The sequence below is a fragment of the Clostridium sp. genome (assembly GCF_022482905.1).
In the GTDB taxonomy this organism is placed as follows: domain Bacteria; phylum Bacillota; class Clostridia; order Clostridiales; family Clostridiaceae; genus Clostridium_B.
In genome coordinates this window covers 1,673,278-1,686,664 of the sequence record NZ_JAKVOI010000001.1, presented here as the reverse complement: position 1 = coordinate 1,686,664, position 13,387 = coordinate 1,673,278, and the positions used below count along the sequence as shown (strand labels likewise).

The window sequence follows — 13,387 nt, the reverse complement described above, 5'->3', positions numbered from 1 at the left end:
AAAATACAAATATATTAAATTATTGATGTATGAAGATAAAACTTTATCAGCATTTAACAATTATGATATAAAATATAATATTATAATCAAGTCAAGATCAAGAGAGGAAAAATTATTATGAAAATAGCAGTAGCAGGGACAGGCTATGTAGGGTTGGTCACAGGAGCATGTTTGTCACATATAGGACATGATGTAACCTGTGTAGATGTAAATGAGAAAAAGGTGAAGCTCATGAAAAGTGGAATTTCCCCCATATATGAACCGGGATTGGATAAAATCTTAAAAGAGGACTGTGAAAATGGCAGACTGGATTTTACTACTGACTATAGAAATGCGTATAAGGACGCTGATGTTATATTCATAGGTGTGGGAACTCCTGAAAAATATGATGGCTCGGCCAATTTAAAATATGTCTATACAGCAGCAAAACAGATTGCTCAAAGCGTGGAGAAGGATTGTCTGGTAGTTGTTAAATCCACAGTCCCGATTGGAACCAATGATAAAATAGAGTCATATATAAAAAGGAATTTGAAGAATAATGTAAATATAGAATTGGTTTCAAATCCGGAGTTTTTATCCCAGGGAACCGCAGTAAAAGATACACTCCATGCAAAGAGGATAGTTATAGGTACTGAGTCACAGAGTGCAGCAGACATAATGAAGAGTGTATATGAAAAATTTAGTCAGCCTATTGTAGTTACCAACAGGAGAAGCGCAGAAATGATCAAATATGCATCTAATGATTTTTTGGCACTTAAGATCTCTTTTATTAATGAAATAGCCAATGTATGTGAATTGGTTGGTGCCAATGTGGAGGATGTAGTCAAAGGAATGAGCTACGATCCAAGAATAGGGAACAAGTTTTTGAAAGCCGGTATAGGCTATGGAGGATCATGTTTTCCAAAAGATACTAAAGCACTTCACTGGCTGGCAGAAGACAACGGATACGAAATCAAAACCATAAAAGCTACTATAGAAGTCAATCAAAATCAGAAATTCAAATTGATAAAGAAAGCCAGAAAGAGATTCGAGATATTCGAAGGCTTGAAAGTTGCAGCTCTCGGACTTACTTTTAAGCCGGGAACCGATGATTTGAGAGAGGCTCCATCCATACCAAACGTCAAAATGCTGCTTGAAGAAGGAGCGGATATATATGCCTATGATCCAGTAGGCATGGATAATTTTAGAAAGATTTTTCCTGAACAAGTGTGTTATGTTAATTCACCGGAGGAAGCTTTAAAAAGTGCAGATGTTGCTTTTATATTCACAGAGTGGAAGGAGATTGTAAACATAAAACCAGGTAAGTTTAAAGAATTGATGAAAACACCTGTAATCTATGATGGTAGAAATTGTTATAATGTGGATACATTTAAAGATATGGGAATAGAGTATTATTCTATTGGGAGATAAATATGCTAATGAGCTATAGAAAATAGCTATAGAATATGGTTATATCCATGGGCAGAAGGGAGCGTACCCGGATTTGTGTAAATCAAGTTCAGGTACGCTATTTTTACATATGTATAACTGGTATAGTGTTAATATAAGTATAAATGAATTTCGGAGGGATATATACTAGCTGTTCTAAACCATTTCGTTTATTTTGTCGAGTTTTTCATACATCTTTTCCTGCTGTTTTGTAGTAAACTGAAAATATATTTCAGTATTTGATACGGATTTATGCCCAAGCCACCACTGAAGTTCCTTGATGTCCATGTCTGATTCAGCTAGATGAACGGCCGTACTGTGTTTTATAGTATGAAAATGATACTTGCTTTTATCAGGTATTCTGGCAATTCTACAATACTTTTTCATTAAATAATCCAAAGTAAACCTGGATATTGGAGCATTTTTTTGGCTTTGAAACAGAGTTTCGGAAGTATCTGATAATTTGCTCCTATGTATGTATTTGTCAAGAATCGATTTAGTTTTCATGTCCAATCTTATAGTATTGTTGTTGCTTCCTTTTAATCTAGTGCAGTAGATCTCTCCTTTGGAAATATTGTAATTTTCCAGTTTTATCAGACCAATTTCAGAAGCTCTAAGGCCGCATCTATATGCTACCCTGAATATAGCTAGATCCCTGAGAGCATGTTTACTTCGACTTTTCTCCATAGCTTTGAAAAGTCTTGTAGCTTCCTCCTGTGTAAAATATTTTATTCTATCTTTATTGTTATTCTGCCATCTCATAAATGTATTAATCCTCCTTAAATAATTCAACTTTATACATATATTGTTGCATTTATTATATCATAATATAGATGTAAAACCAATTTTTAATAAAGATTTAACTATATTTATCATAATATGTATATATTTATTGCATATTATTAAGCATTTATAAAAATCAAGTGATTTATTTTTCATATATGGTAAAAAAATATCAGAATCCAAAGCTAAATTGACACAATATATGTATATTGTGTCAACAAAATAGTACATTATTTACTATAGTTCAAACAAGTAAAGTTAGTCAACAGTATTGGAGGGATACAATTATGAAAAATTTAAGCAGCATGAAAATCAGACAAAAACTTTTAACAAGCTTTTCTTTAATAGCCCTGTTTATTGTATTGGTAGGTCTGATAGGTTCGATAAACATGGGCAAAATAAACGCTGGTTCCACTCAGCTATATAATAATGATTTAAAAACTATAAGAGACCTAAACAAGCTTGACAACAATACACTGCAAATACGTCTGGATATAATTAATCTAGTTGTAAGTCGTGACAAAAGTAAAACTGATAACACTATAAAAATTATATCGCCATACATGGAAGAAAACAATAAAATACTGAATACATATAGAAAATCCGATTTAACTCAGGAAACAAAAAGTCTGGCCTCTCAGTTAAATATTCAAATAACTGAGTATAGAGACGTATTCAATAACGTTTTAAATCTAATGTCCGAAGGAAAATATAACGAGGCGGCAGCTTTAAATGAAAAGGCCGATGATTACAGAATGAAGGTAACTTCCATCATAGATAAGTTGATTGAGATATCCTCAAAAAATGCTGAAAATACAGATATAAAGAATGGAATCATATATAGATCTTCCCTGTATACTATAATTATAATAACAATATTTGGATGGATAGCTGCCACGATTTTAGGTCTTAAAATTTCATCTTCCATATCAAAATCGGCAAATAAAATTTTGCTGTTTACAAAGGAACTAAGCACCGGCAACTTGAGTCAGAGGCTGGAAATTTCAAATAGGGATGAAATGGGAATAATATCTGAAGGCTTGAATATTGCAAACAAGAATATAAAAGATCTGATTAATGAAATAGCAGAGAATATAAATAATATCAATGCATCAAGCCAGGATCTGTCTGCCGTCAGTGAAGAAATATCATCCATGATGTCCTCGGTAAATGAATCGACAGGTCAAATAGCAGAGGGATCTCAAAATTTAAGCAGTATTACGGAAGAAATAAGTGCTTCTTCAGAGGAAATGGAAGCAAGTACCAGTGAATTATCAAAAAAAGCTGATTCAGCTGCAAAATCCTCCCAGGAAATAAAGAATCGTGCCGCAAATATAAAGGGAAAAGCCTCCACGAGTATAGAGGAGGGGAAGATTTTATATCAAGAAAAGAAAAATAAAATTATAAAAGCCATCCAGGAGGGCAAGATAGTTTCTGAGGTTAAAACAATGGCAGCATCTATTGGGGACATAGCCGAACAGACAAATCTTCTTGCATTGAATGCAGCTATTGAGGCAGCAAGAGCCGGCGAGCAGGGAAGGGGATTTTCAGTAGTTGCCGATGAAGTCAGAAAGCTGGCGGAACAATCCACCGATGCAGTAGATAATATAAACAAAATGGTATTATCTGTAGAAAAGGCTTTTGAAAATTTGTCTGAAAGCAGCGAAGAAATTCTAAATTATATAGCGGATAGTGTGGCACCAAATTATCAATTCCTTATGGATACAGGAATTCAGTATGAAAAAGATGCAGAATTTGTAAGTAACATTTCAAAAGAAATTGACAGTTCTGCAGGACAGATGCGTGAAGCTGCATCTCAGGTGAGTGTTGCTATACAGGGCGCGGCTTCTACTGCGGAAGAATCAGCTTCAGGTTCTGAAGAAATACTGGGCAGTATAAATGAAGTAACCAAGGCAATTGAAGGAATATCCAGTTCTTCACAGAATCAGGCTGCCATGGCCGAAAAACTTTCAAATATGATAAGTAGATTTAAAGTCAATTAAATTTATCAGATAAAAAAAGATGTTCAAGAAATAATTTTCTGAACATCTTTTAGTTTTAACTTTATATATTGTTTATTTAAGCATCCAACCGGAAAGTACCATCATCTGAACTTCTGATGTTCCTTCATAAATTTCAGTTATTTTTGCATCACGCATCATTCTTTCAATTGGATAATCAGCTGTATATCCATATCCACCAAATAATTGTAAGCAACGGTTTGTTACATCAGTGGCATTTCTAGCAGCAAATAATTTTGCCATAGCAGCATAATGTGTAAATCTCTTATAATTATCTTCTGCATATGCAGCTTGATATACTAAAAGCTTTGCAGCTTCTGTATTGGCACGCATTTTAGCAAGTTCAAACTGTGTATTCTGGAATTTTGCAATAGGACGTCCAAACTGAATACGTTCCTTAACATATTTTACAGTTTCATCTAGTGCACCTTCTGCAATACCAAGAGCCTGTGCAGCTATACCAACACGTCCTCCGTCAAGAGTTGCCATTGCTATGTTGAATCCTCTGCCTTCTTCTCCCAAAAGATTTTCTTTTGGAACTATGCAGTTATCAAAGAATAGTTCACATGTAGAAGATGCACGGATTCCCATCTTTAATTCATGGCTTCCAACAGAGAAACCAGGAAAATCTTTTTCAACGATGAATGCTGAAATACCTTTTGTTCCTTTGCTTTTATCTGTCATGGCAAAAATAATATATACATCTGCATATCCTGCATTAGTGATAAATATTTTGCTCCCATTTAATACATAATGGTCTCCTTCTAATACAGCTGTTGTCTTCTGCATTGAAGCATCAGTTCCAGCAACTGGTTCTGTCAATCCAAAGGCACCTAATTTTTCACCTGAAGCAAGTGGTTTTACATATTTTTCTTTTTGTGCATCTGTACCAAATTTGTAAATTGGTGTTGTACCAAGGCTTGTATGTGCTGAAACAATAACACCTGTTGTTGCACAACATTTAGATAATTCTTCTACGCATTGTACATAACTTAATGTATCCATTCCAGCTCCGCCATATTCTTCAGGAAATGGAATTCCAAGCAAGCCCATTTCAGCCATTTTTGCTACATTTTCTTCTGGAAAGCGCATGGTCTCATCGATTTCTTTTGCAATTGGTTTTACCTCATTTTCTGCAAAATCACGATACATTTCTTGTAATTGTTGGTGATTTTCATCTTGTTTAAAATCCATATTAAATTCCTACCTCTCTTTTCTTATATGTGTATATAAATTGTGTTGTATTAGTTTGTACCATCTACTGGATAACATACTTTTCCTGGATTCATAATAGAATTAGGATCAAACACTTTTTTAATACCCTTCATTAAATTTATATTCAATTCTCCAACACTGTCTGCCAGGTATTTCACCTTTCCACTACCAATTCCGTGTTCACCTGAAACAAGGCCGCCAACTTTTGTTGCCTCATCATAGATAATATTGAAGAACTTGTCAACTCTTGTTTTGAATTCTGATTCTTCGAGATCATTGCTACATTGATATATGTGAAGATTTCCATCTCCTGCATGACCAAAACTCTTGATGGTCAATCCGCACTCTTCGCCGGTTTTATTTACAAAGTTAAGATAAGAAGCAATTTTATTTACAGGAACTACAACGTCACATTCATCCAATAATTTTGTTTCAGCCATAATTGCTTCAAGGAAACTGGAACGTGCAGCCCATGCATCTTTTATCTTTGCAGGTGTATCAGCGACAAGAACATCAATTGCTCCTGCTTCTAGTACCAATTCACTTGCCTGTTCGATGAGGTCATTTAATTCATCTTCATTGTTGGCATCTATGGTAACAAGCAGATAAGCATTTGCAGTTACTCCGTTAATTACTTGTGGAAATACGCTCTTTCCAATATATCTTTCACTGGATAAAACAATTTCTCTTTCCATGAATTCTAATGCTTGAGGATTTAAATGTGCCAGTTTAAACTTAGGAACAGTGGAAATGCAATCATCTAAATTTTCAAAAGGAATAATTAAACTTGCAACAACTTTTGGTGCCGGCATAACTTTTAAAGTAAGTTCTGTAATAATTCCAAGAGTTCCTTCTGAACCGATCAATAAGTTCAAAAGGCTGTAACCTGAACTTGTCTTTGATACTGTAGCTCCAAAGTTAGTAATTTCACCTGTTGGAAGCACAACTGTCATTGCACGGACATAGTCACGTGTAGCACCGTATTTAACGGCCCTCATTCCGCCAGCATTTGTTGAAACGTTGCCACCTAAGCAGGCAAACTTTTCACCAGGATCAGGTGCATATAATAAGCCTTGTTTTGTACAATCTTCTGCAAGGTCGTTTAACAGAACACCAGCTTGAACGTGAACAACAAAGTTTTCAAGATCATAAGAAAGTATTTTGTTCATCTTTGTAATATCAATCAAAACGCCGCCTAAAACTGGAACTGCTCCACCTACAAGTCCTGTTCCTGCTCCTCTTGGAGTTACTGGAATCTTATTTTCATTGCATATTTTTACTACAGCAGCAACTTCTTCTGTAGAATGTGCTACAAGTACAACTTGTGGAGCTGATGTTCCATAAATAGGCATTTCATCGTGATTATAATCTTCATTGATATCGTCACCAGTTAAAATGTGTCCTGGAGCTGCCTCCTGTAATTTCGAGATTATTTCTTCTGTCAATTGATTATACTCTGGCATTAATAATCATTCCTTTCTAATTTTTTATTATATAATGCTCCAATTAATGGAGCATTATACTTGCAAATCAAATAAACTTACAAATAAATTTTGTTGACTTTATTTTCACTTCCCTGTTAAGGAATAGAAAAATCTTTAATTTGCCTTTACCTTCTTCAGTTCTTCAATCATAACCGGAAGAATATCAAGTACATTTCCAACAATAGCTACATCAGCTATTTCAAAGATTGGAGCCTCTTCATCCTTGTTGATTGCCACAACATAATTGGAACCTGACATTCCGGATGTATGCTGTGTTGCACCGGAAAGACCGCATGCAATATAGAGTTTTGGAGCCACGATTTTTCCCGATTGACCAACCTGATGTGCACGGGAAATCCAACCTTCTTCAATTACCGGTCTTGTTGCACCAACTACACCATCAAGGACATTTGCCAATTCTTCCACAAGCTTGAAATTTTCTGCACTTCCAAGTCCACGTCCACCGGAAACAATAACCTGGGCTTCCTCCAAATTAACGGATTCGGAAATTTCTTTTACTGTATCAATAATTTTTGCTTTGACAGCGTCAGCCGGGAGTTCTAATTTTTTCTCGGTAACACCTGCATTTGAAGCAGGTTCTGGCTTTGGAAAACTTCCATTTCTGATTGTTACTATGGCCTTACCATCTACTTCAATATGTTCTAAAACTGTACCGCCGTAAGCCGGTCTGGTATATATGATTTTACCATCATTATCACTTATTCCTATTACATCGCTTACGATTCCTAAATCCGCACGTCCGGCAACACGAGGTGCAATGTCTTTAGCTAATGCTGTGTTGGCTAGTAAAACAATATCTGGATTTTGTTCTTTGACAGTTTCTGATATTACTTCTGTCAAAGTATCAAAATCTGTAGCAGCATCTATAAAGATAGCTGGAGCTCCCAATTCAGCTGCAGTATCCGCAGCATCCCTGGTACCTACTATAAGAGCTGTTCCTTCTGCATTTAATGCCTTTGCTGCACTAATCAATTCAAGGCTTCCGCCTAATGCCTTTTTTCCATCTGTTTCAATAAACAATAATGCTTTCATACTTTTGATTTCCTCCTTAATTAGATTGCTTTATCTTTTTTCATCTGCTCTATAGCTGTACTTACTGCCAATGCAGCATCTTTCTCCTGAATTTTGATACCAGCCTCTTTTTTAGGAGGGTCAACATATTCAACGTAATGTACTTTTGCCTGTTTTACCTCTCCGATTTCTGCTGCTGAATAAGTTGGGATAACTGCCTTACGACTAGCCATCTTATTTTTTATAGTAGGATAACGTGGATCATAATCCGGCTTGCTTACTGTTAATACAGCTGGAATCTTTAAAGAAACTACATTATATCCTTCTTCAATTTCCTGATGAACGTCGATTCCATCGTCTTTCAAATCGATTTCAATAGCACTACCAACAAAACCTGTTCCAAGCTTTTCAGCCAGCAACGGTCCTACTTGACCGGTAATTTCATCTGTAGATTCCTTACCACAGAGAATCAAATCAAATTTTTCACCTTTGTCTTTTTCAATTTTGTGGATAGCATCTGCCAAAGCATCAGCTGTGACTGCTGCATCCAAATCTGCATACGAATCATCTTTTACAAAGAATGCTTCTTTAGCTCCTACGGCAATGCAATTTTTCAATGTGTTTAAAGAATCCTCTGCGCCAACATTTAATACACTGACACTACCTCCATTAGCTTCTACAAAACGAACTGCTAATTCTAATGCATATGTATCGAATGCATTCGCTGCCAAACTGACTCCATTTAAATTAGGTTTTTTAGTCTTACTATCCAAATGGATTTCAACGGAATCATCTGGAACCTGCTTTACACATAACAGAATCTGCATATTTTCCCTCTCCTTTATACTTTATATTATTAAACTGTTTTTAATAGAACCATAAAGTACCATATTATAATTACTATTTTGATTGATTTTCCCAAAAAGCATTGCTAAATGGTACTACCACTCTAGTTAAAATTTTATCACAATATATAAAATGCTTCAAGTATTTAAGTAACTTTTTTTAGTGCCATATCTTAAAATTTTTTATAATATCCTATATAATTGTAGTATATCAATATGAGCTAATTATCAGGGGGAGATTGAATTGCGAGAAGATATAAATAATATAGTTGAAAATGTATCAAAAATCATAGTTGGAAAAGAACAGGTAATATTGGATGTATTAAAGGCCATCCTGGCAGGAGGACATGTACTTATCGAAGATGTACCAGGTGTAGGTAAGACCCTTCTGGTAAAAGCTTTAAGCAGGAGTCTGGACTTGAAATTTAATAGAATACAGTTTACACCCGATGTACTGCCTTCTGATATACTTGGAATTTCTATTTACAATCCAGAGAAACATGAATTTCAATTTAATAGGGGACCGGTCTTTGCAAATGTGGTTCTGGCAGACGAAATAAACAGGACATCTCCCAAAACTCAGAGTGCATTAATTGAAGTAATGGAGGAAGGGCAGGTTACTGATGGAAACAATACATATCCACTGGATAGTCCTTTTATAGTAATGGCGACTGAGAATCCTCTGGACTATTCCAGTACTTTCCCGCTGCCTGAAGCGGTGCTTGACAGATTCATAATCAAATTGTCCATAGGTTATCCGTCAAAGAATCAGGAAATAGAAATGCTTTCTGCATATCGTTCCACATATGGTGAAGGGAAAAATCAGCTGGATAGTATAAAACCTGTTATGGATATTGACGAATTAAGGTGCTGCCAGAATGAGGTGGCAAATGTACATGTAGACAAAAGAATATATGAGTTCATAGTCGATATTGTAAATAAAACCAGAAATTGTCCAGAATTATCATTGGGAGCTTCACCAAGGACTTCGATAGCACTATTAAAAATGTCCCAGTCTACTGCTTTTGTAAAGGGAAGAAACTATGTGGTCCCGGATGATGTGAAGGAAAATGTGAAGAAAGTACTTCCCCATAGAATAGTACTGTCAGGAGAAGAAAGGTTTAACGGTAATGATGTTTTTAAGGTTATCGATAATATAGTAAAGGAAATACCGGTACCAAATTTAAATATGTTATGATAAAAGTTAAAATATCATTTATAGTTACCTTAGCGGTATTGGCTGCCGCATACTATTTTTATGGGAAAGAAATAATCAACTCATTATTTTTGACATTCATATCCATGCTTGCTGTTTCAATGGTTTCGTTACTTTTTTTGAAAAAATATATAAAAGTAAGACTTGGTTTTCCAGATGGAAAATTTTTTGTGGATGACAAACTGAAAATTTATCTTGAAGTAAAAAATAAAAGTGTATTTTTGTATCCATATATACATTTTACATCTGAATTTATTGATGTAGACGGGAGATTTAGGTTACTGCCTTTTAGCAATATTAAAATTGAACTGAACTGTAGTTTGAGCAAAAGGGGAATTTATACCCTGCAGAATTATTTTCTGGAAGCGTCAGATATGTTTTCAATATCGTCAAGGCGATTGAATTTTGACGATGGATTTATGATGAAAATCTATCCTAAAATCATAAAGCTTCCTTTGAAAGTTCAGAAAATCATAGATGATACGGTGAATTGCATGGAAAATAATATAAGCATGTATATGCCGGATACATATTTTTCCGTTGAAAAATATGCAGTTGGAGACAGTCTTAAAAATGTGCACTGGAAAGTAAGTGCCAAAAGAAATAATTTATATGTTAAAAAATTTGATGTTGTCGAAAAGCAGGGCATTAAAATTTATATGGATATGCTGAATTACAACGTATCGGATGAGATGATAGTTTCTTTCTCCATATCCATAATAAGGCATGTATTATACGGTGGCGAGAGTATTTACTTAAATATTGAAAATTCAAATAGTGCTTCATTTAAATTGACAACACCTGAAGACTATGAATTAATCCTACTATATTATTTAAAACACAAAAGCATGGGAGAAGGAAATTTTTTCAACAGAATATTGAAGAATGAACAAAAAAGTAACCCAAAATATAAATGTACTTACATTATAACTTATGGAATACTGCCCGGAGATATAAAGATGATTTTAAAAATAAAAGAGAGCTGTAAAAATTTGATTATATTTACACTGGAAGATATCTCTGGAGATTTGAAGAAAAAGTTATCTGATACTGGCATATATTGGACATTTAGTGAGGAGGAAGTATGAAAAAATTATATATTCCCGTAGCCATACTGAATGTTGTATTACTTGTTGTTCTGGTCAGCAGGGCTTATGGTGTTGTATATATATCATGCAGATATATAACATTACTGCTTGTAGGAACTATGGCAGTATTTGAGTTTATAAATTATATATTAAACAGAAGCAAGAAAATATTTCTGGCTTTATCGGTGGTATTTGCTGCGATGTCCATATTTGCAGGTATTTACAGGTATTCCTATTTTATAAAGCTGTTCAACGATATGCGGGATATGGCGTTGAGAATAGACAATATGACTGTGGTGAATTCAAGTGTCCATTTTTCATTGATTTATCCATTCTATTTTTTGATGATACCTGTAGTAACAATAATATATTTGATTTTGTTCAAATTTAAGAAGGGTACGGCGGCAGTATTTATTAATACTTTCGTACTGGTATTGTATGGTTTATTGCAATTTGATTCAGCTGTAAAAGATGTATTGCTTTTATACATCTTTCTTGTCTTTATAGATTTGAACAAATATGATTTTGGAGAAAAGTTAAAAGGGGGTTCCAAAAAACGAATAATTAGCTACTATCTTATAGCGAGCATTATATTATCTGGTGTTGTATTCAAATTTGTCCCGGAGAGATCGGGAAAAGAAGCGGATGATATTGAATATAAACTCAGCAGCATGTTTAATGGTGAAAAGACGAGGATTTATAATTTTTCTACTATTGGAATCAATGAGGGGAACATGTCTTTCTTAGGTAAGAAGCTTCAGATAGAAAGTACGAAGCTTTCATTGATAAGCGGTGATGTTCCCGGGTATTTGAGAACAAAAGTATATTACGGATATAACTATAATAGATGGATAGAAAATGTACAACTTCCAATAATAATAGGAAAAAATGTATTGAACGTAGATAGTTTGATACGTTATAATGTACCCAACATAGCAGACAACAGTGAACTTGTCAAAAAGAATATTAAATACAATGAAGAAAACAATATTAAGGTCAGAAAAATTACTGTTCAAAATTTAAATAATAATTTTTCAAGTGTAATGATATCACCTAATTATATAAAAAAAGTAGTTCCAAATAAAAATTCGTATATTACCATGTATGACAATGAGAATTATCTGGTAGGGCAGAATCTATTTAATTATAGTATAGACTACTATGACTACAGCAGCACGGAAACATTTGAAAAATATGTAAAATCAGAACATAAGGATGATATAAACAACATTCATGGAAAAGCCAATGTCAATAATGTAAATTACAATCTGATCAATAATGCCTTGAATTTTACAAGCTCCGACAGAGTTAAAAAACTTGCATATAAAATAACATCAAAGGCATCGGACAATTCGGAAAAGGTAAAGCTCATTCAAAATTATCTGCTTGGCAATTATAAATATGATTTACAACCTGATCCAATGGGTGACAGTTCTCCAGATTATGTGGATTTCTTTTTATTCAATGAGAAGAGGGGATACTGTATGTCATTTGCCAGTGCGGCTGTAATGCTGTGCAGAGCTGTTGGCATACCAGCCAGATATGTGGAGGGTTTTAAAGTAAGAGATGAAAAAGACAGTGGAGGAAGATATATTTTAAGATCTTCAGATGCCCATGCCTGGTGTGAAGTTCTTACATCGGCTGAGAAAGGCATATGGTCAATACTTGAAACTACTCCAAGATATGAAGAAGGTTCGACAGACAGTACAGACAGTACTTTGCAGGGAAATACTAAAAGTGCTGGCAGGCAAAGCCAGACGCAGAATACCGGGAATGATGGAAGAACAAAAGTAATTCCAAAATCACATGAAGATACTGAAGCTAAAAGTAAGCAGCAGAAGCCGGCAGATAAAAATTATTTTACTCATATTTTAGGTAAAGTTAAAAATTATAGATATGCAGCTGTAATTGTCTGTATAGGTTTGATATGTATCATAGTCAAATTTTTAAGGAGAAAATTTATACTTAAAAGTATAGTTCATAGTGAATCCCTGGTACCATTGTATACCTATCTGTTGAAAAGATTGAAAACAATAGGGCTGGTAAAAAAATCTTATGAAACCGACAGGGAATTTGCTGTCAGAATAAAAAATATAATTGATATTGAAGTGTTGGTGGAAGCCGTATACGGGGAGGTATATGGAGATAAAAAAAGTGATTTTGATAAAAAGCTTGTTATAAGTGCTGCGGAAAAAATTATAAAAGAAAATTCCAATATATTAAGATATTATATAAAAAAGTGGATTTAGAATATAGAACTGCTAATATAAATCGG

The 13,387-nt window shown here is 34.3% G+C and carries 10 protein-coding genes; 5 read left to right on the top strand and 5 right to left on the bottom strand.

Annotated elements, in window-relative coordinates; genetic code table 11:
• The first annotated feature begins 117 nt into the window (after positions 1–117).
• The gene (locus tag LKE46_RS08345; protein ID WP_291720454.1) at positions 118–1,410 is read left to right on the top strand and encodes a UDP-glucose dehydrogenase family protein; all 1,293 of its coding nucleotides are present in this window, start codon (positions 118–120) and stop codon (positions 1,408–1,410) included.
• 174 nt (positions 1,411–1,584) lie between these two features.
• On the opposite strand, the gene LKE46_RS08340 is transcribed toward LKE46_RS08345, so the two are convergent.
• The gene (locus LKE46_RS08340) at positions 1,585–2,190 is read right to left on the bottom strand and encodes a tyrosine-type recombinase/integrase (RefSeq protein WP_291720451.1); all 606 of its coding nucleotides are present in this window, start codon (positions 2,188–2,190) and stop codon (positions 1,585–1,587) included.
• 308 nt (positions 2,191–2,498) lie between these two features.
• Here LKE46_RS08340 and LKE46_RS08335 point away from each other — a divergent pair, with 308 nt between their 5' ends.
• The gene (locus tag LKE46_RS08335) at positions 2,499–4,214 is read left to right on the top strand and encodes a methyl-accepting chemotaxis protein (protein ID WP_291720448.1); all 1,716 of its coding nucleotides are present in this window, start codon (positions 2,499–2,501) and stop codon (positions 4,212–4,214) included.
• A gap of 72 nt (positions 4,215–4,286) precedes the next feature.
• On the opposite strand, the gene LKE46_RS08330 is transcribed toward LKE46_RS08335, so the two are convergent.
• The 4 genes from LKE46_RS08330 to LKE46_RS08315 form a co-directional block, all read right to left on the bottom strand.
• Positions 4,287–5,426, bottom strand: a complete 1,140-nt coding sequence (locus tag LKE46_RS08330) for an acyl-CoA dehydrogenase (protein ID WP_291720445.1) — start codon at positions 5,424–5,426, stop codon at positions 4,287–4,289.
• Positions 5,427–5,476: 50 nt separating this feature from the next.
• Complete coding sequence (locus tag LKE46_RS08325; protein WP_291720442.1) at positions 5,477–6,910, bottom strand: FAD-binding oxidoreductase; 1,434 nt, start codon at positions 6,908–6,910, stop codon at positions 5,477–5,479.
• A gap of 135 nt (positions 6,911–7,045) precedes the next feature.
• Complete coding sequence (locus LKE46_RS08320) at positions 7,046–7,984, bottom strand: electron transfer flavoprotein subunit alpha/FixB family protein (protein ID WP_291720439.1); 939 nt, start codon at positions 7,982–7,984, stop codon at positions 7,046–7,048.
• 20 nt (positions 7,985–8,004) lie between these two features.
• The gene (locus LKE46_RS08315; protein ID WP_291720436.1) at positions 8,005–8,790 is read right to left on the bottom strand and encodes an electron transfer flavoprotein subunit beta/FixA family protein; all 786 of its coding nucleotides are present in this window, start codon (positions 8,788–8,790) and stop codon (positions 8,005–8,007) included.
• Positions 8,791–9,046: 256 nt separating this feature from the next.
• Here LKE46_RS08315 and LKE46_RS08310 point away from each other — a divergent pair, with 256 nt between their 5' ends.
• Genes LKE46_RS08310 through LKE46_RS08300 form a run of 3 tightly spaced genes read left to right on the top strand, consistent with a single transcriptional unit; the run spans position 9,047 to position 13,361 of the window.
• Positions 9,047–10,006: an AAA family ATPase gene (locus LKE46_RS08310; RefSeq protein WP_434735216.1), complete on the top strand. Its 960-nt coding sequence runs from the start codon at positions 9,047–9,049 to the stop codon at positions 10,004–10,006.
• Entirely contained in the window at positions 10,003–11,112 is a 1,110-nt protein-coding gene (locus LKE46_RS08305) for a DUF58 domain-containing protein (protein WP_291720431.1), read from the top strand. The genes LKE46_RS08310 and LKE46_RS08305 overlap by 4 nt, the downstream gene beginning before the upstream one ends.
• The gene (locus LKE46_RS08300; RefSeq protein ID WP_291720429.1) at positions 11,109–13,361 is read left to right on the top strand and encodes a transglutaminase-like domain-containing protein; all 2,253 of its coding nucleotides are present in this window, start codon (positions 11,109–11,111) and stop codon (positions 13,359–13,361) included. Before LKE46_RS08305 ends, LKE46_RS08300 begins: the two co-directional genes overlap by 4 nt.
• Positions 13,362–13,387: the final 26 nt, after the last annotated feature.